This is a genomic window from Methylocaldum marinum (genome assembly GCF_003584645.1).
Classification (GTDB): Bacteria; Pseudomonadota; Gammaproteobacteria; order Methylococcales; family Methylococcaceae; genus Methylocaldum; species Methylocaldum marinum.
The window spans coordinates 1325468-1347634 of record NZ_AP017928.1 but is presented as its reverse complement, the minus strand read 5'-3'; the positions used below and the strand labels follow the sequence as shown (position 1 = coordinate 1347634).

23 protein-coding genes and 4 pseudogenes are annotated in these 22167 nt (G+C 53.8%); 23 read left to right on the top strand and 4 right to left on the bottom strand.

The window, feature by feature from the left end:
- Positions 1–240: 240 nt before the first annotated feature.
- From tssA to sS8_RS27565, 15 genes and pseudogenes are all read left to right on the top strand, one after another.
- On the top strand, positions 241–1293 hold the full coding sequence (tssA, locus tag sS8_RS05720; protein ID WP_119628805.1) for a type VI secretion system protein TssA: 1053 nt from the start codon (positions 241–243) through the stop codon (positions 1291–1293).
- A 95-nt stretch (positions 1294–1388) separates the two neighbouring features.
- A complete protein-coding gene (locus tag sS8_RS29030; protein ID WP_232020529.1) occupies positions 1389–1568 on the top strand; it encodes a hypothetical protein in 180 nt (59 codons plus the stop codon).
- A gap of 37 nt (positions 1569–1605) precedes the next feature.
- Positions 1606–2136: a type VI secretion system contractile sheath small subunit gene (gene tssB / locus sS8_RS05710; RefSeq protein ID WP_119628803.1), complete on the top strand. Its 531-nt coding sequence runs from the start codon at positions 1606–1608 to the stop codon at positions 2134–2136.
- Between the two features lie 3 nt (positions 2137–2139).
- Complete coding sequence (tssC, locus tag sS8_RS05705) at positions 2140–3636, top strand: type VI secretion system contractile sheath large subunit (RefSeq protein WP_119628802.1); 1497 nt, start codon at positions 2140–2142, stop codon at positions 3634–3636.
- A gap of 159 nt (positions 3637–3795) precedes the next feature.
- On the top strand, positions 3796–4278 hold the full coding sequence (locus sS8_RS05700) for an Hcp family type VI secretion system effector (RefSeq protein WP_119628801.1): 483 nt from the start codon (positions 3796–3798) through the stop codon (positions 4276–4278).
- Positions 4279–4887: 609 nt separating this feature from the next.
- Entirely contained in the window at positions 4888–5301 is a 414-nt protein-coding gene (locus sS8_RS05695) for a hypothetical protein (protein WP_145986428.1), read from the top strand.
- 465 nt (positions 5302–5766) lie between these two features.
- A pseudogene (locus sS8_RS29025) lies at positions 5767–5958 on the top strand (transposase); the annotation flags it as partial.
- 126 nt (positions 5959–6084) lie between these two features.
- Positions 6085–6894: a type VI secretion system accessory protein TagJ gene (locus tag sS8_RS05685; RefSeq protein WP_119628799.1), complete on the top strand. Its 810-nt coding sequence runs from the start codon at positions 6085–6087 to the stop codon at positions 6892–6894.
- Complete coding sequence (gene tssE / locus sS8_RS05680; protein ID WP_119628798.1) at positions 6887–7387, top strand: type VI secretion system baseplate subunit TssE; 501 nt, start codon at positions 6887–6889, stop codon at positions 7385–7387. The genes sS8_RS05685 and tssE overlap by 8 nt, the downstream gene beginning before the upstream one ends.
- 3 nt (positions 7388–7390) lie before the next feature.
- Entirely contained in the window at positions 7391–9268 is a 1878-nt protein-coding gene (gene tssF, locus sS8_RS05675; RefSeq protein WP_119628797.1) for a type VI secretion system baseplate subunit TssF, read from the top strand.
- Entirely contained in the window at positions 9232–10263 is a 1032-nt protein-coding gene (gene tssG, locus sS8_RS05670; protein ID WP_119628796.1) for a type VI secretion system baseplate subunit TssG, read from the top strand. The genes tssF and tssG overlap by 37 nt, the downstream gene beginning before the upstream one ends.
- Before the next feature lie 319 nt (positions 10264–10582).
- Entirely contained in the window at positions 10583–13300 is a 2718-nt protein-coding gene (gene tssH, locus sS8_RS05660; protein ID WP_119628794.1) for a type VI secretion system ATPase TssH, read from the top strand.
- 89 nt (positions 13301–13389) lie between these two features.
- Positions 13390–13794, top strand: a complete 405-nt coding sequence (locus sS8_RS28600) for a peptidoglycan-binding domain-containing protein (protein WP_197716696.1) — start codon at positions 13390–13392, stop codon at positions 13792–13794.
- Positions 13795–13880: 86 nt separating this feature from the next.
- The gene (locus sS8_RS28595) at positions 13881–14132 is read left to right on the top strand and encodes a M15 family metallopeptidase (RefSeq protein ID WP_197716695.1); all 252 of its coding nucleotides are present in this window, start codon (positions 13881–13883) and stop codon (positions 14130–14132) included.
- Positions 14129–14509 (top strand): hypothetical protein, encoded by a 381-nt coding sequence (locus sS8_RS27565; RefSeq protein WP_145986427.1) that lies wholly within the window; start codon positions 14129–14131, stop codon positions 14507–14509. The genes sS8_RS28595 and sS8_RS27565 overlap by 4 nt, the downstream gene beginning before the upstream one ends.
- Here sS8_RS27565 and sS8_RS05650 read toward each other — a convergent pair.
- Both sS8_RS05650 and sS8_RS05645 read right to left on the bottom strand, forming a co-directional pair.
- A complete protein-coding gene (locus sS8_RS05650; RefSeq protein ID WP_119628793.1) occupies positions 14503–14916 on the bottom strand; it encodes a transposase family protein in 414 nt (137 codons plus the stop codon). The two genes, sS8_RS27565 and sS8_RS05650, sit on opposite strands and share 7 nt — an antisense overlap.
- The gene (locus sS8_RS05645; RefSeq protein ID WP_119628792.1) at positions 14913–15389 is read right to left on the bottom strand and encodes a helix-turn-helix domain-containing protein; all 477 of its coding nucleotides are present in this window, start codon (positions 15387–15389) and stop codon (positions 14913–14915) included. The genes sS8_RS05650 and sS8_RS05645 overlap by 4 nt, the downstream gene beginning before the upstream one ends.
- Before the next feature lie 68 nt (positions 15390–15457).
- Between sS8_RS05645 and sS8_RS27560 the strand changes: the two genes are divergently transcribed.
- The 3 genes and pseudogenes from sS8_RS27560 (at position 15458) to sS8_RS05635 (ending at position 18365) form a co-directional block, all read left to right on the top strand.
- Entirely contained in the window at positions 15458–15946 is a 489-nt protein-coding gene (locus tag sS8_RS27560) for a hypothetical protein (RefSeq protein ID WP_145986426.1), read from the top strand.
- Positions 15947–16187: 241 nt separating this feature from the next.
- Positions 16188–17522, top strand: coding sequence for a tetratricopeptide repeat protein (locus tag sS8_RS05640; RefSeq protein ID WP_119628791.1), 1335 nt, complete (start codon positions 16188–16190; stop codon positions 17520–17522).
- 117 nt (positions 17523–17639) lie between these two features.
- A pseudogene (locus sS8_RS05635) lies at positions 17640–18365 on the top strand (IS1 family transposase).
- A 76-nt stretch (positions 18366–18441) separates the two neighbouring features.
- Here sS8_RS05635 and sS8_RS05630 read toward each other — a convergent pair.
- Positions 18442–18831, bottom strand: a complete 390-nt coding sequence (locus tag sS8_RS05630) for a transposase family protein (RefSeq protein ID WP_331852299.1) — start codon at positions 18829–18831, stop codon at positions 18442–18444.
- Positions 18832–18851: 20 nt separating this feature from the next.
- Entirely contained in the window at positions 18852–19370 is a 519-nt protein-coding gene (locus sS8_RS05625; RefSeq protein ID WP_119628789.1) for a helix-turn-helix domain-containing protein, read from the bottom strand.
- 311 nt (positions 19371–19681) lie between these two features.
- Here sS8_RS05625 and sS8_RS29020 point away from each other — a divergent pair.
- The 5 genes and pseudogenes from sS8_RS29020 to sS8_RS05610 all read left to right on the top strand — a co-directional run.
- Positions 19682–20290 (top strand): annotated as a pseudogene (locus tag sS8_RS29020) (type VI secretion system Vgr family protein); the annotation flags it as partial.
- A gap of 49 nt (positions 20291–20339) precedes the next feature.
- The gene (gene tssI / locus sS8_RS29015) at positions 20340–21110 is read left to right on the top strand and encodes a type VI secretion system tip protein TssI/VgrG (RefSeq protein ID WP_232020528.1); all 771 of its coding nucleotides are present in this window, start codon (positions 20340–20342) and stop codon (positions 21108–21110) included.
- Between the two features lie 30 nt (positions 21111–21140).
- Positions 21141–21335 (top strand): annotated as a pseudogene (locus sS8_RS29850) (DUF6931 family protein); the annotation flags it as partial.
- 122 nt (positions 21336–21457) lie between these two features.
- Positions 21458–21745: a DUF6931 family protein gene (locus sS8_RS29010; protein WP_232020527.1), complete on the top strand. Its 288-nt coding sequence runs from the start codon at positions 21458–21460 to the stop codon at positions 21743–21745.
- Between the two features lie 33 nt (positions 21746–21778).
- Entirely contained in the window at positions 21779–22072 is a 294-nt protein-coding gene (locus sS8_RS05610; protein ID WP_119628788.1) for a PAAR domain-containing protein, read from the top strand.
- The last annotated feature ends 95 nt before the right edge of the window (positions 22073–22167 follow it).

Sequence of the window (22167 nt, the reverse complement as noted above, 5' to 3'; positions counted from 1 at the left end):
GTTGGCGGTATCGATTACGAGGCCACGCTGGTAATTTGTCACAGCATCTCCGCGTTTTTGGCCTATGCTTTATTGCTGGGCTATCGCGATATTGAAAGTCACAAATTCGCCTTGGGGGCCGCATCGAGCTCTAGCTGGAAAACGGCGTAGACGGATGGACCCGGAGTATATCGACAAACCGGTCGATCGCCGGGGCCGATCACACTGAAACCGACAAATAATTGGGACGATCGGGGGAGTATGGGGGAGATAAATATAGAAGCCTTCTTGACGGAAGTTTCGTCGGATGCGCCTTGCGGCGAGGACCTTCAGTACGATAGCGCCTTCATCGAACTGGAGCAAAAGATCAAAGGTACGCCGGAACAGCAAATCGGCGACAGGATCGAGCCGGCACAGCCGCCGAATTGGAAAGAAGTGCGCCAGGATGCCGTCGAATTGCTGCGGCGTACTCGCGATCTTCAGGTCATCCTATATCTCATCCAGGCCCTGCTTCAAACCGAGGGGTATTCTGGACTGCGCGACGGCCTGGTCGTTCTGGAAGGCGTCGTCCGTAAATTCTGGCCTCAGCTTTATCCTCTGCTCGACCCGGAAGACGATAACGACCCGACGCATCGCGTCAATATCCTCCTGGGATTGTGCGACTTCGAGACGATTTTGCGGCCGGTGGCCCTCATGCCTCTGGTCGAGTCGCGTGCCCTCGGTAGCTTCAGCCTGAGGGACGTGCAAATCGCTACCGGCAAGTTGCCCGCGCCTAGCGACGAAAGTACCGTACACGAGCTTGCCGCCGTCAAGGCAGCGTTCATGGATGCCGACACGGCAACGCTGGAATCCACCCGACTGGCAATTGCCGCAAGCTTGGCTAGTCTCAAGTCTATAGAAAGCTTTGTTACCGATCAGGTGGGTGTCGGTGATGCGCCCAACTTTGCTCCGTTGAGAAACGTACTCAAGGAAGTACAGCAGGTGTTCGGTGAGTACATGGAGAGCGGCAGTTCCGGCGATGAGCAGCCGGAAACCGAAGCTGAATCGGTTCCGGCACCGGATTCGGTCGTCAAGACCGCTGCGGTTCGGCCCGGGGAGATCAGCAACCGCCAGGACGTGATCAAGACCCTGGAGTTAATCTGCGATTATTACGCCAGATGCGAACCTTCCAGCCCGATTCCCTTGTTGCTCACGCGCGCCAAGCGTCTGGTCCTTATGGACTTCATCGAGATCATCAAGGATCTGGCTCCGGACGGGCTTTCCCAGGTCGAGCTCATCAAGGGCCGAGAGCCGTCCGAAGACAGCCAATATTAGTGCCGAAAATGAAAGCGTGAGCCTGTATTTGTGCGAAATGGGAGAGAAAGCAAAAAACAAACCGTGTGTCGGCCTGTTTCGAGGAAGAGATGCTGATGGTTGGCATCGTTACTAGTGAAACCATTTACTTACACCGGCCGATAATGTCGTTACTAAAAGAATCAGCCGAGTCGGATAATGGACATGTGAATATGACCGGTGCGCTGGAGCGTGACTTCGAAGCCGCAAGCGATTTTATCAATCGAATAAGGCCTCATATAAACATGAAAATGTGAAACTGCTGTAGTTCTATAGCCCAAGAGGAGATTTGCCGTGGCAGAAAGTAGCCAGAAATTCATCGCTCGAAACCGTGCACCTCGAGTGCAGATCGAGTACGACGTGGAAGTTTACGGTGCGGAGAAAAAGGTCCAGCTTCCCTTTGTGATGGGCGTCATGTCCGATCTCTCCGGCAAACCTTCGGACCCGTTACCGCCTGTTGCGGAGCGGAAGTTGCTGGAAATCGATGTCGACAACTTCAACGAGCGGCTCAAGGCGATGAAGCCGCGGGTGGCATTTCAGGTGCCCAACACCTTGACCGGCGAAGGCAATCTCAGCGTCGATATTACCTTCGAAAGCATGGACGATTTCTCGCCCGCTGCAGTAGCCAGGAAAGTGGACGGCTTGAACAAGCTCCTCGAGGCACGCAACCAGCTTTCCAATCTGATCACCTACATGGATGGCAAGACCGGGGCCGAGGAGCTAATCGTCAAGATCATCAATGATCCGACATTGTTGCAGGCTCTTGCCTCGGCGCCGAAACCGGCCGGCGAGGACGGTTCAGATTCTTCGAACAACGAGGGATAAGCCATGGCCGAACTGGAAACCCAAACCGAAGCGCGTGGCGCCGAGCAACTCGGCGAGCTGGGCGATTTTACGAGCCTGCTGAACAAAGAGTTCAAGCCGAAATCGGACCGCGCGAAAGAGGCTGTCGAATCGGCCGTGACCACCCTGGCGGAATTCGTCCTGAAGGATGTGTCGAAGGTTTCGGAGGACGCCGTCAAGACGATCCAGGCCATCATCGCCGAAATGGACCGCAAACTCACGGAACAGGTGAATGCGATCATGCATCATGAGGATTTCCAGCAGTTGGAAAGCGCATGGCGCGGTTTACATTACCTGGTTAACAATACCGAAACGGACGAGATGCTCAAGATTCGCGTCCTGAACATTTCCAAGAAAGAGCTCGGAAAGACCCTCAAGAAATTCAAAGGGACTGCCTGGGATCAAAGCCCGATTTTCAAGAAGCTTTACGAAGAAGAGTACGGGCAGTTCGGCGGCGAACCGGTCGGCTGCATCGTCGGTGACTTCTACTTCGACCATTCCCCGCCCGACGTCGAACTCCTGGGGGAGATGGCGAAGGTCTGCGCGGCGGCGCATTCGCCTTTCATCGCGGCAGCGGCGCCCACCGTGATGCAGATGGATTCCTGGAACGAGCTGGCCAATCCTCGCGACCTCACCAAGATATTTCAGACGCCAGAATACGCGGCTTGGCGTTCGCTGCGCGATTCCGACGATTCGCGTTACATCGGCTTGGCCATGCCGCGATTCCTGGCGCGTTTACCTTACGGCGCGAAGACCGACCCGGTCGAGGAATTCGATTTCGAAGAAGAGGCGGAGTCCGCGGACAGCCGAAAGTACGTTTGGGCCAACTCGGCCTATGCGATGGCAGTCAATATCAACCGTTCGTTCAAGCTCTACGGCTGGTGTTCAAGAATCCGCGGCGTGGAATCCGGAGGCGCCGTGGAAGGGTTGCCGGTGCATACCTTTCCGACCGACGACGGCGGCGTCGACATGAAGTGTCCAACCGAGATCGCGATCAGCGACCGACGTGAAGCGGAACTGGCCAAAAACGGATTTATGCCGCTGATTCACAAGAAAAATTCGGATTTTGCGGCATTCATCGGCGCTCAGTCGCTACAGAAACCGGCCGAATACGACGACCCGGACGCGACCGCCAATGCCAATCTCGCGGCACGATTGCCTTATTTGTTCGCTACCTGCCGGTTCGCCCATTACCTGAAATGCATCGTCAGGGACAAAATCGGTACGTTCAAGGAGCGGGCGGATATGCAAAGGTGGCTGCAGAGCTGGATTTACAACTATGTCGATCCCAATCCGGCCATGTCCGACGACATCGACAAAGCGCGCAAGCCTCTTGCTGCCGCTGAGGTAGTAGTGGAGGAAGTGGAGGGCAATCCCGGCTATTACACCTCGAAATTCTTCTTGAGACCGCACTATCAATTGGAGGGGCTCACCGTTTCACTGCGCCTGGTGTCCAAGCTGCCCTCCGTGAAAGGCGGCTAACGCAAAGAATTCAATAGTAGGAATCTTGGGGACTGGAGGTGGACGACATGAATTGAGACTAAAAGCTCGGATTTGGCAGTGGACATGGATTGAGTGCATTCCATCCACGCGTGATCAATTTTCATATAACCCTGTAAATAAAAAGAAAAGGAGACGACTATGGCAGTCGATATGTTCATTAAGATTGGTGCGATTAAAGGCGAAGCGAGAGATTCGAGCCATAAGGAAGAGATCGATGTGTTGGCGTGGAGCTGGGGGATGACCAACAGCGGCAGCGCCCAGGTCGGAAGTGGTGCCGGTGCCGGCAAGGTCAATGTCAGCGATCTGAACTTCACCAAATATATCGATAAGTCGACCTGCGACCTTCAGCTCTCCTGCTGCAATGGAAAGCATTTCGATAAAGCGGTTCTTACCATACGGAAAGCTGGCGAAACCCCGCTGGAATACCTCATTATCACCATGACGGACGTGCTGGTAACTTCGGTTTCGACCGGCGGCTCGGGCGGTGAGGATCGCTTGACCGAAAACGTCACCCTGAATTTCGCGAAGGTCAAGGTGGACTATACGGAGCAGACCGCGACCGGCGCAGCAGGAGCAAAGCCGACCTATACCTGGAATATCGCGGAGAACGTCAAAGAATAGGCTCTCTGGCGACTGTGTCAGGACCGTGCCCGCCGTTTGTTTCGGCGGGCACATTCACTGTGGACGCTGCGATCGTACACGCTACGGGTACAACATCAACCATTTTACTCGTTCGGGTTTCCGGAGCCGAGGTCCGTGGTTTTGACAAGATACGGGCCGAACTGATAGCCAATCGCGGAGCGTTCCACATTCTAGGGTGGAATTGTTCAACACATGCTTCCATGGCATTTCGGAAGACAGGCATTCTTATTGGGGGAATTCTAAGTCTGGATACTCCGGATAACCCATGTTGCCAGCCATGCATTCAGAAATCTTGAAAAGTATTTACGATAAGCGGATACATGGGGTTTTATCCTTATGTGTTAGGATATATTATTGTTATCTATAAACCCTGTATCATGGGTTTAAATATGAAATTAATAGGGGCGTTTATTCTTCTGACTAGTGATGAATTTCAGCTAGTCCAATACCCGAATGCTCCCCGAGTTAGGCCAGGAAACTCGTGCCCAATTTCAAGCAGTAATAAATCCGACATCGCTTGCTACTATCTCGGCTGTCCTAATGGCTTGGGTGGTATCTCACACTTTGGGAATTGGTGAGATAATTGACATGGTTATTTTGGTGGTAGGGATAGCCGCGATTGGAGTTGCTGTCTTCACAGGATTGGATTATCTTTATGACTTCGCAATAGGCGTTTATCGGGCCAAAATCACACATGATCTCGATAAGGCGGCAGGTGACTCGGCAAAGGCGATTACTATCCTTGGTATTCAGGCAGTGTTGGCAATATTGTTTCGAGGTGCAAAATACCCACGCACAGGTCGTGGCGCTCCCATTGCACTTGGAACGCCACCGAAAACACCAGGTATTCGGTACAAACTGACGGTGAAACAAGATTCTACATACATTGCAGGGGAAGGGTTCACTAGTTTTTGGGAGATATCATCGTTTCGACTTATGGCTCTGCCAGTGAGCGCGTGGCGACGCTTCTACACGAACTGTTTACCAGTTTCTTACGCCTAAACATTACGTTTTACGTGAGTATAGAGCAAATGATCGCGCTGCTTCCTATATGCGTTAATCCCTATATCGCTACATTGAAGAAGCTTTAGCTGAAACTATAGCGTAGGTGTGAGTTTATGGTATCCGACAGTTGTTCAGCGGAATACGATTGATACAATTTCAGGTTATAGAGTGGTTATATGTTTTTAACTAAAGGTGGATGCTTTGATCTAGACTTCGCCGGAAATGGTGTAATCACTGAAGCTTCCAGCTTGCTTTTTATCGGAACGGTATCAGGAATTGTGTTTGAATTGCGATTTCAACCTACAAATGTTCCTGTTCGAAAAATCTCCGTCAAGGAATAGAATGAGGTAGATAACGTGTTTCATATATTTCATAAATGGCTGAGTAGGAAAAAAAGCCCAAAGACCAGGTTATCTAAAGACGAAGTGCTTAACATTGCACGAAAAGCATACCAAAGTTTCGGTGGAAGCTCGGGTGTCATGGTGGGAGTGCAAATATCACGTAGTGTTTATTCCAAAGTGCCGGCGTAGCACCTGGTATCAGCAGTTGCGAAAGCACTAGGGAGAGGTATTCCGGAAACTTGCGGCGCAAAAGGAAAGGCGGGATAGAGAGAGGCATTTAATGCCTGATCACGTGCACATGATGATGGAGTTGAATTGCCACCGTTACGGTGGCCCAAAAGAGTCGGGGCCGCGTTAGCGATCCTGTTTAGCCGCTTTGAGCGGCTCACAAATCAAGCCCTTGGCTCTGCTGAGGGATACTTACGACACAGGATTTTAGATGTCTGCTGAAGAAAGTCTTCGAGAAGGGCGCCTGGAGGACACACTGGCCCAGCTTCAAGATCAGGTGCGCCGAAATCCTGGCGAAGTGAAACTCCGGATATTCCTGTTCCAGTTGCTGGCGCTAATGGGGCGCTGGGAACGTGCTCTCACGCAGCTGAACGTCTGTGGCGATCTGGATGGGGCCAATCTCGCGATGGTGCAGACCTACCGGGAGGCCATTCGATGCGAATGGCTTCGGGAAAAAGTCTTCCAGGGCAGCGTGTTGCCATTGATCTTCGGCAAACCCGAGCGATGGATCGCGCTTTTGGTCGAGGCATCCAAACTCTTCGCACAAGGCAGCTATGCAAATGCGCTCGATCTTCGGAATCAGGCTTTCGAATCCGCGCCCGCGACATCCGGGACCCTAAACGGGAATTCATTCGACTGGATCGCCGACAGCGACAGCCGGCTCGGGCCGGTCATCGAAGGCGTCGTCAACGGCCGTTACTACTGGATTCCTTTTTGCCGGATCGCCCGCATCGAGCTCGAACCTCCGAGCGATCTCCGCGATTTGATTTGGCTGCCCGCTCAGTTCACCTGGGCCAATGGCGGTGCCGCAGTGGGTTTGATTCCTGCCCGCTACCCCGGCTCGGAGCAGTCGCCCGATGGCGCAATCAGCATGGCCCGGAGAACCGAGTGGAACGAGCCCGTCGAAGGCTATTCCTTGGGTCTCGGACAACGGGTTCTGGTTACAAACGAGAGCGATTTTTCGCTGTTCGAAATTCAAGAGCTCGCCCTGAACGTGGACGAGATCGAAGACGATGGCTGATCTTACGCCCAAGGAGCGTCTTCAGCCTTCCCTGCTGGACCGTCTCAGCGACGATGCGCCGGACAAGCAGCACGAGTCGCGCGACCAGCGAGTGATGAATATCCGGAATTTACGGCGCAGTGTCCTGCGTGACTTGGCTTGGCTGCTCAATACCACGGCTCTGGAATCGCTGGTCGATCTGGAAAAGTATCCTTTCGTAAAACGGTCGGTATTGAATTTCGGTATCCCGGGCCTAGCCGGCACCCCTCTTTCCGGTGCCGACCTCCCGGCTCTGGAACGCAAGGTCAAGCAGGCGGTACTCGATTTCGAGCCGCGGATTCTGGCGGATTCGGTCAAGGTTCGCGTAGCCGCCTCGGACAACATGAATCTCAAAGCCATGACCTTCACCATTGAGGGCGATTTATGGGCGCAGCCGCTTCCCTTGCACCTCTATATCCGCACTGAAATCGACCTCGATACCGGCTATGCCCGGGTCACCGATTTGAACGGATAGATCATGGATCCTCGTCTACTTCAGTATTACAACCGCGAATTGCAGCACATTCGGGAGATGGGCGCCGAGTTCGCCAAAGAGTTTCCGAAAATTGCGGGACGCCTGGGCCTGGACGAATTCGAGTGTTCCGACCCATACGTCGAACGCCTGCTGGAAGGATTCGCGTTTCTCGCGGCGCGGGTCCAACTCAAGATCGATGCCGAATTCCCGCGCTTCACGCAGCATTTGCTGGAAGTCGTTTATCCCCATTATCTCTCCCCGACGCCTTCGATGGCCGTGGTGCAATTCCAGCCCGATCTTTCCGAGGGCGCTCTGGCGGACGGATTCTTGGTACCGCGCGCCACTTCGCTCCGAAGCCAGATCAGCAAGGGCGAACAATCTGCGTGCGAGTATCGGACCGCGCACGATGTCATGCTGTGGCCTTTGCAGCTCGTGGAAGCCCAATATCTGGCCACGCCAAACGCGGTCGCCAATTTGGGTGTGCCGATGAAACCCGGCGTAAAGGCCGGTTTACGTCTTTGTTTCCGCACGACCGCGGGCTTGCGTTTCGATCAGCTCAAACTCGCGAGATTGCCTATCTTCTTGCGTGGTACCGGCGAACTGCCCTCTCGTTTGTACGAGCAACTGCTCGCCGACACCGTCGCTTTGGCGATACAGAGTACATCACGCCCGTCAGCGTGGACCGAAATCGTCGATAAAGCGCCGATATCGCGGATAGGGTTCGGCGATGACGAAGCCTTATTGCCGTTCGGTCCACGCTCTTTTCATGGCTATCGGTTGCTGCAGGAATATTTTGCATTTCCCGATCGCTATCTGTTCGTCGGATTAAACGGCCTGGAAAGAGCGGTAGGCCGTAATGACGGAACCGAGCTGGAAATCATCGTTCAGTTCAAGCGCAGCGAGCCGTATCTCGTCAACGCCGTCGATGCCGGCAATTTCTCGCTGTTCTGTACGCCGGCCATCAACTTGTTTCCCAAGCGTTCCGACCGTATCCATCTGAGCCATTTGGTGCCGGAATATCATGTCGTGCCGGATCGAACGCGGCCGATGGACTTCGAAGTCTATGCCGTCAATGAGGTGACAGGTTACGGCGTTACGCCCTCTGACGAGCAGGAATTCCAGCCGTTCTACGGATCCAGGAGCGGTTATCGGCGGCGTGGCGAGAACGCCTATTACACCTTGCGCCGTACGAAACGCGTGTTGTCGTCCAGGCAACGCCGCAAGGGGATGCGTTCGAGTTACATAGGCAGCGAGCTTTTCATCTCCCTGGTCGATGCGGCCGAATCGCCTTATCGAAGCGATCTCAAACAGTTGGGCATGGGGACCCTGTGTACGAATCGCGATCTTCCGCTCTTGATGCCGGTCGGCGTGGGCGCGACCGACTTTACCCTGCAGACCGGAGCTCCGGTACAAACGATTCGGTGTCTCGCGGGTCCGACCAAGCCGAGGCCATCCCCTGCGGATGGAGAAATGGCTTGGCGCCTGATCAATCATTTGTCGCTCAACTACCTGACCCTGATGGACAACAACAAATCCGAAGGTGCCGCGGCGCTTCGTGAACTGCTTGCCCTTTATGCCGACCCGAACGATGCGGCAGTGCGCAAGCAGATCGAGGGTGTTCTGTCGGTCGGATCGAAAAACGTCGTCCGGCGGGTGGACGTTGCGGGACCGATAGTCTTCGGCCGCGGCTTGGAGATCGTCGTCGAACTCGACGAATCCGCTTTCGAGGGCTCGGGTTGTTTTCTCCTGGGCGCCGTACTCGAACAATTCTTTGCCCGATACGTGTCCTTGAACTCGTTCACCGAAACATCCATCAGAGCCGCGGACCGAGGGGAGATCATGCGATGGCCGATACGCATCGGACAGCGACACACGATCTGATCGAACGCCTTCGGAAGGAGCCCCATCGCTTCGACTTTTTCGAGGCGCTGCGACTGATCGAGTGCCATCATGCGAACAAGCCGAGATTGGGAAAATCGGTCAAAGCCGCCGACGACCCGATCCGCGTGGTTCAGCAGCCGGAACTGGATTTTGCGCCATCGACTCTGGCTTCGTTCGTTTCCGGCGCGCACGGCTTTCCGCCGCGGCTTGCGGCGCAATTTCTCGGGCTGTTTGGACCCAACGGTCCCTTACCCTTGCATTTGAGCGAATATGCACGCGAGCGCCTGCGCCATCATGGCGATCGCACGTTTTCGCGCTTCGCGGATGTGTTTCACCATCGAATGCTGTGCCTGTTCTATCGGGCCTGGGCCGATTCCCAGCCCACGGTGAACCACGATCGACCCGAAACGGATCGTTTTGCGGCGTACTTGGGTTCTTTGTTCGGTATCGGCGTGCGGTCCGTTCAGAATCGGGATGCCATGCCGGACCGTGCCAAACTTCATTTTGCCGGTCTCCTCGCGGGACAGAGTAAGCATCCCGAAGGCCTGCAGGCGCTTATCGGGAGCTTTTTCGGTATCAAAGTCGGGGTGCGGGAGTTCGTCGGCGAATGGATGGAGATCGCTCCCCATGAACAGTCCCGTCTGGGAATCTCGCCCCATAGTGCGTCATTGGGACTATCCGTAGTCGTCGGCGCCCGGGTTTGGGGCTGCCAGCACAAGTTCCGTGTCGTGCTGGGGCCGATGGGATTGGACCGCTATCGGGCACTCTTGCCGGGCGGCGAAGCCTTGGGGGAGCTGATCGCCATCGTCCGGAATTATGTCGGCGACGAACTGACCTGGGATCTCAATCTGGTCCTTCGATGGCAGGAAATTCCACCGGTGCAGCTAGACGGCGGTGCGCAACTGGGTTGGACAACCTGGCTGGGGACGAAACCGGAGAAAAAGGACGCGGACGAACTGATGCTGGACCCGTTTTTTCAGCGTTCGTCCATGTGATTCGTCTGTCTGCACTGTTGATTGGTCCCGGCAATCCCATCGAGGAATTTCGTCCGCCGCGAGGGCCGGTACATGCCGAGGTTGCCGGCGCCTACAGCCAGGATAGATCGACTCAAGCCTTCGTCGGCAATCCTTTGCCGACGCCGCCGCCGGGCCGAGGGGTTCGTCGGCAAAGCACACGCGAGCGCCCGAAGAGTAGAAATGAAAATAGCAGGCCGTTCGCCCTGAGCCTGTCGAAGCGTTTTGGGATCGACCGATATTGGCTCTAAGTTGAATTTTCTAAACCGTCAAAAGACATCGTATCGAGGGGGATCGTTTCATGGGAGAAATCAGCCGGGTCAAGCTTTTCGGCAAACTTAACCGAATTTGCTACAAAGCCATCGAAAGCGCGACGGTGTTTTGCAAATTGCGGGGCAATCCTTACGTGGAATTGGCGCATTGGCTGCACCAGCTGCTCCAGCTCCAGGATTCGGATCTGCACCGTCTTATCAAGCAGTTCGGCATCGAACCCGGCCGCCTGGCCAAAGACTTCACCGAGTCGCTCGATCGCTTGCCGAGAGGGGCGACTTCCATATCCGACCTGTCTGCGCACGTCGAGGAGGCAGTCGAGCGTGGATGGGTATACGGAACCCTGATGTTCGGAGAAAGCCAAGTCCGCTCGGGCCACCTGCTCGTCGGCATTTTGAAAACCAGGGGACTGCGCGGGGAACTGCTGGGCATTTCCAAGGAATTCGAGAAAATCGGACTCGAAGCACTGACCGATCGCTTGGCTGAATTCGTTGCCGGTTCGCCCGAAGACGGATTGGGCGCGACCGACGGGTTTCAGGCGGGCGGTGCGGTTCCCGGAGAAGCCAGCGGCGCGATGGCGCCTGCAGCCATGGGCAAGCAAGAGGCGCTCAAGCAGTTTACCGTCGACCTGACGGAGCAGGCGAGGCAGGGAAAAATGGACCCTATCGTCGGGCGTGACGAAGAGATCCGCCAGGTCATCGATATCCTCATGCGCCGCCGGCAGAATAACCCTATCCTGACCGGCGAGGCGGGCGTCGGCAAAACCGCCGTGGTCGAGGGCTTCGCCCAGAAAATCGTGGCCGGCGACGTTCCTCCGCCACTGCGGGAGGTGAGTCTGCGTACCCTGGACGTCGGGCTCCTACAGGCCGGAGCGAGCATGAAAGGGGAGTTCGAGAATCGTCTCCGGCAAGTCATCGAGGAAGTCCAGTCCTCGCCCAAGCCGATCATCCTGTTCATCGACGAGGCTCATACTCTGGTGGGAGCGGGGGGAGCGGCCGGTACCGGCGACGCGGCCAACCTGTTGAAACCGGCTCTGGCGCGCGGCACCTTGCGGACCGTAGCGGCGACGACCTGGGCGGAATACAAGAAGCACATCGAAAAAGACCCGGCATTGACGCGGCGCTTCCAGGTCGTACAGGTGCACGAGCCGAGCGAGGAGAAAGCCATACGCATGATGCGCGGCGTGGTTTCCGTAATGGAAAAGCATCATCGGGTGCAGGTTCTGGACGAGGCGCTGGAATCCGCCGTCAGACTGTCTCACCGTTATATTCCGGCCCGCCAGCTCCCCGATAAGGCGGTCAGCCTTCTCGATACCGCCTGCGCCCGAGTGGCCATCAGCCAGCATGCCGTCCCGCCGGAGGTGGACGATTGCCGAAAGCGCATACAGGCGCTGGATACCGAACTGGACATCATCGGCCGGGAACGTTCGGTGGGAATCGACACCGTGGTTCGCGAAAATCGCGCGATGGCCGAACTGGAGGCCGAACGTGAACGGCTGGAATCATTGGAAGCGCGCTGGATTGCGGAAAAGGAAGTGGTCGAAAAAATTCTGGCCCTGCGCCGGCAACTCCGGGAACAGACCGGAAAGGTCGAAGGCACCGGAAGCGCCCTGGAGCAGGCGGCGGAAGAGTTGGAACCGGCCCCTGCCGCCGAAGCGGCAGATCGAGACGCGCTACTGGTCGAACTCAAGGGCTTACAAAACCGGTTGCACGAATTGCAAGGCGAACATCCCTTGATCCTGCCCACCGTCGACGCACAGGCCGTAGCCTCGGTAGTGCAGGACTGGACGGGCGTTCCGGTCGGCCGCATGGTGAAAAACGAAATCGAAACCGTGCTCAGACTGCCGGACATCCTGGAACAGCGCATCATCGGCCAACGCCATGCGCTGGAAATGATCGCCAAGCGTATTCAGACTTCCCGTGCCGGTCTCGACAATCCCAACAAGCCGATCGGCGTCTTTATGCTTGCCGGAACCTCAGGCGTCGGCAAGACCGAAACCGCCCTGGCCCTGGCGGAAGCTCTCTACGGCGGCGAACAGAACGTCATCACCATCAACATGAGCGAATACCAGGAGGCGCACACCGTCTCTACGCTCAAGGGTGCGCCGCCGGGTTACGTCGGCTACGGCGAGGGCGGTGTTCTGACCGAAGCGGTGCGGCGTCGGCCCTATAGCGTGGTGCTGCTGGACGAAGTTGAAAAAGCCCATCCGGATGTACACGAAATTTTCTTTCAGGTGTTCGATAAAGGCTGGATGGAAGACGGCGAGGGCAGGGTAATCGACTTCAAGAACACCCTGATTCTCCTGACCACCAACGCGGGCACGGACCTCATCATGAATCTGTGCAGAGATCCGGAGCTGATGCCCGAACCGGACGGTATTGCCAAGGCCTTGCGCGAGCCTCTGCTCAAGGTTTTCCCGCCGGCCCTGTTGGGCCGCCTCGTCGTGATTCCCTATTACCCGCTGAGCGACGAAATGATCGGTGCCATTGCCCGATTGCAACTCGGCCGCATCGAAAAGCGCATTCGGGAAACCCACAAGGTACCGTTCAGCTACGACGACGAGGTGATAAAACTCATCACCAGCCGCTGCACCGAACTGGAAAGCGGCGGACGCATGATTGATGCGATTTTGACCAACACGGTATTGCCCCGGATTAGCGAGGAGTTTTTAGTACGGATGATGGAAGGGAAAACTATCGAGAGGGTTCATGTGAGCGTGGAGGAAATGGAATTTAAGTATGTGTTTTGATTATCTTGTGAAGAGATAGCGTAATCCTTGGTTCATAAGAATACGCGATAGTAGAATGTGGAAGTGCGAAATCTAGTATGATGTATGGTATGGATAGTGTTCATCATAAGAGAAATGGTGCAATAGATGCAACACAGTTGATTGGATCAGTCGGAAAAGGAGGTAAAAACCATAAGCCCGATGTGGAGCGGGTCCAAGCTATGCTTCTAATGCACGGATATAATCCGGGCAATACCGAAGGCTTTTGTACTGACGATACCATAAATGCAATCGTAAAGTTTCAAGCACGATTTATGGCGAGTCCGGATGGGCGCGTAGATCCGACAGGGAGAACCTGGAAACGACTTTGTATCCAACCATTGGCGCATGGATCGCCGCAAGAAGCGTTAGCCAATAAATGGTCTGGTAATCCAGCGAAGTGGTCACAAGAACAGAAGCTTGAAGGTTTAAATCCCTGCTTTCGAGAAAAAGTAAAATATTACTCAATAGGCTAAAAAAGCGCGGTTATCGACCGAGTATATTTTATGGATGGAGATCCGTTGCAATTCAGTTGGAGCTTTATAAGAAAGGAAATTCGAAAGTGAAATTCAGTTTTCATAATGCTCAGCTACCAGATGGAACCCCAAACTCTTATGCAGCAGATATTGTTGATGAAAGGTGGGGGTGGAGTAACGATGCCGAGAAAAATGGATTTTGGCAGGCCATGGGAGAGGAAGCTAATCAACTAGGTCTTGTATGGGGAGGAGACTGGAAAAACTTTAAAGATGTTGCCCATGTTCAGAGTCGCCAAAATAGTGAATTAGCTTCAGTAAAAAAGGAAAGTGGCTTATGAAGCTGAAAGAAGCTTTATTGGCGAGTATGTTATTGTTTTCGGCGCCACTATCGGCTTTTGCAAGTAGTCCATGGATGACTATCTTGGCAACAGAAAAGAATTTAACGAAAGGGATTATGAAATTCCATGCGTTGGGCGGAAAAGAGGCTGGAATTAGAATTATTAGTAGTAATGATTGTTCAAATATGAGAAGGGATTATTTTATTATAATAAGCGGGACAATTGGAAGTAAAAGCGAGGCTGGGGTTGAATTGAAGAAGTGGAATGCAAGAGGAGTGCTGGATTCTTATATAAAAGAATGTAAGATTGTAATGAATAGACATTATCGGAAACCACCTTTCATAACCGGAACAGAGGAAAAGGCCGGCTATCAATAACTCTGGTTTCGGCAGTAGCTCCTGTAATTGTGCAGGCCGCAGGCCAATTCAATGACGACATCGTCGTAGCCTTCCTTGGTGTTCCTGAACACGTCTTTGACGACGCGGCACCGCTTGATTCCCGAGATGATGTGTTCGATGATCACGCGGATGCTTGAGTGGAGCCGGTTGGCCTCCTGGTCGTCGGCCGAAAGCCGGCCGTTGCGCGGCCTCTTCTTCGGCTGGTGGACTGTGACATTCGCCAGTTCGTGTCCCTGGAAGCCGCTGTCGCGATACAGCTCGACGCCGTCGGGGAACCGGGTCCCTTCTTCGTCGCAGATCTTCTTGTCGTGCTTCTTGCCCTCATGGGTCGAACCCAAGTACTTGACCTGCCTGTCCTCCAGGCCGCCGACAAGGTTGTTCTTCACAGTGTGGCATTTTTTTTACCGCTGTAGTGGATGCGTTGCCCCAGGTCGTTGACGGGGCGGTTGATGCGCCTTTCCGTCCCGTCTATGCCCAAGTCCTGCCGCGCCTCCTGCTCCAGCCTGGACAGCATCTCCTCGGTGAGCCGGGCGGGCTTGTGCCCGCGGGCGTCAAGTGTCTTGTTGAGCACCCTGCTCAACAGGTGGATCGTGAAGTTGGCCTGGGGTTGGCTCATGCCGAACAGATGCGCGATGACCTCTTGCAGAGGGTAGGTCTTCAGATAGAACAGGATGAACAGCAGCCGGTCGGCCATGCTCGCGATAATCGGCGGACGCCCTCCTTTAGTCAGATTCCTGCCGGTTTCTTCGGCCCATGTCGCCGCAAAAGAAACCAAGAGTTCCTCAAACTCGGAGGCCTTCAGACTGGTCATGGCCATCAATGTCTTCGGCTTTTGCTTCACGTCTTCGTAGGAAAGCATACTCTTGCCCTTAGTTCTCTTAGTTCTCTTCGTTATTCAATGACAGACTGTCATGCTAGTTTCCGATAATGTCTAATAGCCGGTTAGACTTCCACGTCGATTTAATAGATGAATCTATATACGATAAAAGAGATACGGTTGTTAATTGGGACTACGAAGATGCGCTAGCTTATACAAAAACTTTGAATGAGTTGATTGTCGCTTCAGTACGGCCTCGATATCAGCATTCCCCGGAAGATATTAGAGAAGGTTTGAAAATAGAAGTATCCGCTATTCTTGCAAAAACGAGAGACAAACTCGTTTTGCTTGATGACTGCATTGACCCGGAATTTTCCGCGAGATCAAGCATTTTAGCAGTGAGTTGTGTAACCGCTACTATGGCCGATCATTTGTTACACACAATTTACGTTTATAGAATTCCTAATAAAAAGCCAATCCAAATTCTTGATAAATGTAGAGCGCCAGCCATTGTTGACGAGCATACTATGGTTTGTAAGAAAGAGATCTTAGATCGAGAAGGGAACTTGTCAACTGATGTAACTGAAGTGTCGTTTTGAATTCCTGTAGCCTGATTTGAATTGCCAAGAAGAGTGGATCCTAGCTAAGACCTTTACCGAAAAGGCAGTTATTAATAACGGCTAGGTTCAGGCGAAGATCCGGTTATGTTTATTTTCTTAACAGCGATTACTGGACAATTGATCAGGCACTAGCAGATAAGCTGGTGGATGTAAAAACCTCCATGCATGCCAGAGCTAAGCTGAGTACAGTTTAATAAGTTTGTCTGTCGAGCAGGTGATTATGTCTCACTCAGAAGAAACCGATTTCCGAATTGAGGAGGTAACTCCTGAGTTGGCGTTAAGTGGCGCTATTCGCCTGCTCCAGGCGGATAGGCTCGATGATGCCGAGCGGATTTTGGACGTATTACTGGACAATTATCCGAATATTCCGGAATTTCTGCATTTCTATGGCATTCTCGCGCACCGGAAAGGCAGAGACCATGTCGCTATCGAATCAATCGAAAAAGCCGTAGCCCTCGCGCCGGGCTATGCCGACGCTCATAATAACCTCGGCAACATTTATAACAAGGCAGGTCTGCCTGAAAAGGCGGTGGCCGCTTACCGGCGGGCAATCGAAGTGAGTTCCGGCAATGCTGCGGCGTATAACAATCTGGGGACTGTTCTCAAGGATCTGGACAGATTAGAAGAAGCCGCGCAAGCGTTCGCCAAGGCAATCGAATTGATGCCTGAGTATGCCGGGTTTTATCACAACTATGGAAATGTCTTTCGGAAACAGGGTAAATTCGGGGAAGCTGCGGAGGCTTTCCGCAAGGCGATCAACCTTCGGCCATATCGCTCGGAAGACTATGAGAATCTTTGCCACGTTCTATATCTGCAAGGCCTGATTGAAGAAGCGTTACCCACGCTTAGGCAATGGCTGGAACACGATCCGACCAATCCTTTGGCGGTGCATCGGCTGCATTCATATACCGGATCGTGCGCTCCGGCACGGGCGTCCGACGATTATGTGCGGATGACCTTCGACAGTTTCGCCGACAGTTTCGATGATGTACTCAAGGCCCTGGATTATCGGGCGCCCGGACTGGTAAAGGAGTCCATCGCCACATTGTACGGTCCCGACAGTGGCGGCCTGGAAGTGCTCGACGCCGGGTGCGGAACCGGGCTGTGCGGGGAGTTTCTGCGTCCTTACGCGGAACGCCTGGTCGGTGTGGACCTGTCGGCGAATATGCTGGAGAAGGCTCGCGCCCGCCGCCGGTACGACGACTTGATCGAGGCCGAATTGACGGACTTTATCGGCCGGCACACGGATAGATTCGACCTGATCGTTTCCGCCGACACACTGGTTTACTTCGGCGATTTGCGGGAGGTTTTCGATCGAGTCGCAAAGGCACTGCAACGAGACGGATATTTCATTTTCACCGTAGAGGCAGCCGATCAAGGTCCGCCCACGGGGTACCAGCTCAATCCCCACGGTCGATACAGCCATACCGAAGAATATTTAAGACATGGATTGACCAGCACCGGTCTTATTGCCCATCGGATCGAGCCGCAGATGCTGCGCTACGAGGCCGGCGTCCCGGTGGATGGCTTTCTCGTCGTCGCGACCCGTTCCTGAATACGGACCTTGCCCGGCATAGCGTCTTGGGCCGAGTTGCCGGAAACGGTGGTGGGTTTAAGTAGTTTATATACTACAATGTACAATTATTTCTTAGCTTAAGCATTGACTGGACCAATGGCCTATCAAACGATTCCGTGCAAATACTGTAAAAGTTCCGATGTGGTGCGCTATGGTACACAGAGTGGTTACCCCCGCTTTCGTTGCAAGCACTGTGGGCGCACCTTCAAGACCGAATACATTTACCGGGCCTACGAGTCCGGTATCAAAGAACAGATTGTTGACATGGCGATGAATGGCAGTGGTATTCGAGATACCGCTCGTGTTCTCGGGATTGGGAAAAACACAGTCATGTCTACACTGAAAAAAAGTCCACCGAAGTGGTCACGGTGAATCCTTAGCTCTCGGGAAATCGCCGTGGAAATCAGGCATCTCTTTGATTCGCCGATGGATGTTCAGGCGGACGAACAGTGGAGCTATGTGGCTCGCAAGAAGAACCAACGTTGGCTCTGGTACGCCATCGACGCCGCCACCGGATGCATTTTGTCATTTGTGTTTGGGCGGCGCAAAGAGGACGTTTGCGAACAATTGATCGCCAATCTGCGCGTTTTCAATATTCGAACCTATTACACCGATGATTGGCCAAGCTATGCGGCGTTCATTCCGGCAAACCAGCACGTCATTGGTAAGAAATATACGCAAAAGATCGAAAACAAAAACCTTTTGTTACGCACTCGCATCAAGCGCTTAACTCGCAAAACGATCTGCTTTTCAAAATCTGAGTTGCTTCACGATGGGGTGATCGGCCTCTTCATTAATCGCCACTGCTTTCAACTAAATTGACCCACCACCCCGGAAACCATAGAACGGTATCCTATTTTGATTATTAGAGTTGTTTCAGATGCTAAACAATTGTAAATCAATAGATTTTGTAGTTCCAAAGCCCGGCGGAAAGTGAGAAAAAATAATCCACGAAGTGACCCAGATGATTTCTAATCCGATGCATCAAGCAGTGGAAGAACTTCATGCCACCGATGGCATGCTCAACGATGACCCGCGTGGCGGCTTGTTTTCTGTTCTGTTTCTTCTGCTCAGGCGTCAATGTCGGATTAGGGTTTTTCTTGGATTTTCTGGGTTTCTTGTGGGGTAGATATATTTGGGTACTTTGATAATCTTTGTCCGCGCCCAGAAATCCTAAGTCAAGCCATAAATTGACCTTCTCGAACCACGCTGAACCCGGTGTGAAGACGTCTTTCATGAGTGTGTAGTCATGTACGCTGCCTGCCACAATGCAACACAAAAACAATATCCTTCGATTAAAGTCGGAGATTACGAGGGATTTGAGCGTATGTCTTTTTTTTTTCCGCTGTAATGCTTTTCCTGTTCAGTTTCATCTTGGGGTCGAACGCAAGCGACCTCCACGCCATCGATCGCTATGTTCTTATATTGATCAATGAGTTGAGAGAATTCTTCTGGGGTTGTTAGCGTGCGCTCCGGCATGACGTTGAGGCTTGTCAACGCTCGCACTAAAACCGGCAGCAAGCGGTCGATGTGGGCATGGGCATGTCCGCCACTAAAACCGAAATGAAAGCCCAGAACGTCAAAAGTGGGATAGGTTTTCAGATAGTACAAAACGAAAAACAGCTTTTTCTCGTAAGAATCAAGATAACCTTTAGGGCCGCCCTGTTTAACGTGTTTTATCTCGCCCTTTTCGACACGCTCTCGATCGATGGCTTGAGCGGCCGACTCAAATACTTTGACGAGGGCTGTGAACTTCGCCTTGGGCATTCCAATCAACGATTCCACGATGCGGTCATCGGTTATTTGGCTAAATTTGTCGTAGATCATGGAAGGTTTTTATATTCGGATTTATTTGAGAAACAAGTGGGCTATCAATACCATGCATTAGCATCAGGTACAACTCTATTATTTATTGACCCGGCCCAAAATAACGTTCGCCCTGAGCTTGTCGAAAGGCACTCGGCTTGGGGCTTCGACAAGCTCAGCCCGAACGGAATCAATAGGGTATTTAAGGGCCGGATTAATAAGAGTCGCCCTCCAATAAATCCAACGAGTCATTCCTATGTCGTTTATCCAGGATTTCCGGTCGGTTTCCGTAACGAGCCCTTTTGGTTAAAGACGTTTTGTTGTTTTTCCGGATGCAAGGGCGAGAAGAGTTCAGCCGTTCGTTTGAATTGGAAGTGGACTTGCTCAGCGAAAATCGGAATCTCGCGGCTAAGGACATTCTGGGAAAGAAACTCACCGTCGCCCTGGAGCTTCCCCACGGCGGAACCCGTTATTTCAACGGCTACGCCGTCCAATTCAGCCAGGAACCCGATCTCGGCCAGTTCGCTCATTACCGGGCGATACTACGGCCGTGGCTGTGGTTTCTGACACGCAAGACCAATTGCCGCATCTTTCAGGATAAGACCGTGCCCCAAATCGTCAAGGCGATTTTCGAGGAGCACGGTTTCAGCGGCGATGTCCAGGAGTCGCTGAGCGAAACCTATCGACTGCGCGAGTACTGCGTGCAGTACCGCGAAAGCGACTTCGATTTCGTCAATCGACTGTTGGAAGAAGAAGGCATCTACTATTTCTTCAAGCACGAGAACGATAAGCACACGCTCAATCTCGTCGATTCCGCCAATGCCCATTCCGAAGTCTCCGGCTATGCCGAAGTACCCTTTCTACCGCCGGATAACCAGGAACGGCGCCTTCGGTATCATCTCTTCGCCTGGTCCTTTAGACGGGTCGTTCAGCCCGGCAGCTATACCGTGAACGACTTCGACTTCGTGAAACCAAGAGCAGTTTGGGCGCGTGAAGGTCAAGTTTCACTGGGACCGCGCCGAGAGCCGGGACGAGACCAGTTCATGCTGGGTGCGCGTGTCCCAGGCTTGGGCGGGCAAGGGATGGGGAGCGATTGCGATACCCTGCATCGGACAGGAAGTGATCGTGGATTTTCTGGAAGGCAACCCGGACCAACCCATCATCACCGGGCGCGTCTACAACTCGGAACAGACCGTTCCCTATCCATTGCCGGACAAGGCCACGCAAACCGGCATCAAGTCACGCAGCTCGAAGCAGGGCGCGTCGGATAACTTTAACGAGATCGGCATGGAAGACGACATCGGGAACGAGGAAATCTATATCCATGCCGAGAAGGACATGAACGTGGTCGTCGAAAACAGTGCCACGCTCAGGGTCGGTTTTGACAAACAGGACCCCGGCGACCAGACGGTCGACATTTACAATAACCGGACGGCAACGCTGGAGCAGGGTAATGACAAGCTGCAGCTCAAGCAGGGCAACTGGGAAGTGCTCCTGGACATGAGCAATCACACCCTTTCAATCAAACAGGGAAACCAGGAGACCAAGATCGACCTGGGCAAAAGCACACTGGAGGCGATACAGTCCATCGAACTCAAGGTGGGCCAGAACAGCATCAAGATCGATCAGACCGGGGTGACGATCAAAGGCATGATGATCAACATCGAGGGAACAACCATGGCCGAGCTCAAAGCGCCCATGACGACCGTAAAAGGTGACGGGATGCTGACCGCCAAGGGCGGTCTCGTCAGGGTCAATTAAGCGAGTTCTTATCCGAGCCGGGATTTAACGATGATTGAACGCGTATACACCAAGGTTACCGCTGCCAATGCAGTGTCCGTCTGCCGGGACATCGACCTCGACGAGGCGGCGCGCCGATTGCTGAGCCCCGAGGTCGGCGCAGCCGAATCTTTGCGATTGCTCATGGAAAATGCCTTATATCCGGACGCCGTCAAATTTCTGGCGCGAGCGCTTCCGAAGCGCGAGGCGACGTGGTGGGCCGGCCTGTGCGCCCGCAGCGCTTTGGGAGATAATCCCGCCGCAACAGCGCTGAACCGGTTCAAATTGCCGAACATTGGGTTTACAAGCTTAATGAGGAGCACCGCCGAATGGCGTTTGCCGCTGCGGAAGCGCGCCAATTCCAGGGACCAGAGAGTTGGGCGGCGATGGGCGCTTTTTGGAGCGGGGGTAGCATGGCGCCACCGGAGGCGCCGGTCGTTCTGCCTGCGGATAACCTCACGGGCAAGGCGGTTGCCGGGGCCGTGATGTTGGCCGCGGTGCAAAGCGAACCGGAAAATGCGCCGGAAAAATACCGGCAGTTTCTGATGCAGGGGATAGACATCGCCTGCCGGGGCAACGGGCGGTTGGCACCCAAACCTGCCGTTCCAAAGCCATGAAGTACGCTGAATGATGGGTGAAACAAGGTTCATATGAGCAAACCCGCGGCCCGCCTCACCGACATGCATACCTGTCCCATGTTCGACGGACCCAAACCCCATGTCGGTGGACCGATCACCGCTCCCGGTGCACCCACAGTCCTGATCGGTTCTTTGCCCGCCGCTCGAGTCGGCGATGTGGTAACCTGTGTCGGTCCGCCGGATACTATCGCTCAGGGCTCGGCCACTGTATTGATCGGCGGTCAGCCGGCGGCGCGCATGGGCGATCTAACGGCTCACGGCGGGGTAATCGTCTCGGGCCAGCCCACCGTTCTCATCGGCGGATAAAGAGATCGCCTGCGGCCGGGGCGCGAGTGCCTGGTCTTTGTGCAGTATTTCGGCGGCATTCTCCGGAATCGGGGGAGTTTTACAGTAAAAATAAC

What these genes read in the sequence shown, in the direction of transcription:
- tssA (WP_119628805.1), top strand. Translation starts at nt 241, where the DNA reads ATGGGGGAGATAAATATAGAAGCCTTCTTGACGGAAGTTTCGTCGGAT.
- sS8_RS29030 (WP_232020529.1), top strand. Translation starts at nt 1,389, where the DNA reads ATGGTTGGCATCGTTACTAGTGAAACCATTTACTTACACCGGCCGATA.
- tssC (WP_119628802.1), top strand. Translation starts at nt 2,140, where the DNA reads ATGGCCGAACTGGAAACCCAAACCGAAGCGCGTGGCGCCGAGCAACTC.
- sS8_RS05700 (WP_119628801.1), top strand. Translation starts at nt 3,796, where the DNA reads ATGGCAGTCGATATGTTCATTAAGATTGGTGCGATTAAAGGCGAAGCG.
- sS8_RS05695 (WP_145986428.1), top strand. Translation starts at nt 4,888, where the DNA reads ATGGTTATTTTGGTGGTAGGGATAGCCGCGATTGGAGTTGCTGTCTTC.
- sS8_RS05685 (WP_119628799.1), top strand. Translation starts at nt 6,085, where the DNA reads ATGTCTGCTGAAGAAAGTCTTCGAGAAGGGCGCCTGGAGGACACACTG.
- tssE (WP_119628798.1), top strand. Translation starts at nt 6,887, where the DNA reads ATGGCTGATCTTACGCCCAAGGAGCGTCTTCAGCCTTCCCTGCTGGAC.
- tssF (WP_119628797.1), top strand. Translation starts at nt 7,391, where the DNA reads ATGGATCCTCGTCTACTTCAGTATTACAACCGCGAATTGCAGCACATT.
- tssG (WP_119628796.1), top strand. Translation starts at nt 9,232, where the DNA reads ATGGCCGATACGCATCGGACAGCGACACACGATCTGATCGAACGCCTT.
- tssH (WP_119628794.1), top strand. Translation starts at nt 10,583, where the DNA reads ATGGGAGAAATCAGCCGGGTCAAGCTTTTCGGCAAACTTAACCGAATT.
- sS8_RS28600 (WP_197716696.1), top strand. Translation starts at nt 13,390, where the DNA reads ATGGATAGTGTTCATCATAAGAGAAATGGTGCAATAGATGCAACACAG.
- sS8_RS27565 (WP_145986427.1), top strand. Translation starts at nt 14,129, where the DNA reads ATGAAGCTGAAAGAAGCTTTATTGGCGAGTATGTTATTGTTTTCGGCG.
- sS8_RS05645 (WP_119628792.1), bottom strand. Translation starts at nt 15,389, where the DNA reads ATGCTTTCCTACGAAGACGTGAAGCAAAAGCCGAAGACATTGATGGCC.
- sS8_RS27560 (WP_145986426.1), top strand. Translation starts at nt 15,458, where the DNA reads ATGTCTAATAGCCGGTTAGACTTCCACGTCGATTTAATAGATGAATCT.
- sS8_RS05640 (WP_119628791.1), top strand. Translation starts at nt 16,188, where the DNA reads ATGTCTCACTCAGAAGAAACCGATTTCCGAATTGAGGAGGTAACTCCT.
- sS8_RS05625 (WP_119628789.1), bottom strand. Translation starts at nt 19,370, where the DNA reads ATGATCTACGACAAATTTAGCCAAATAACCGATGACCGCATCGTGGAA.
- sS8_RS29010 (WP_232020527.1), top strand. Translation starts at nt 21,458, where the DNA reads ATGGCGTTTGCCGCTGCGGAAGCGCGCCAATTCCAGGGACCAGAGAGT.
- sS8_RS05610 (WP_119628788.1), top strand. Translation starts at nt 21,779, where the DNA reads ATGAGCAAACCCGCGGCCCGCCTCACCGACATGCATACCTGTCCCATG.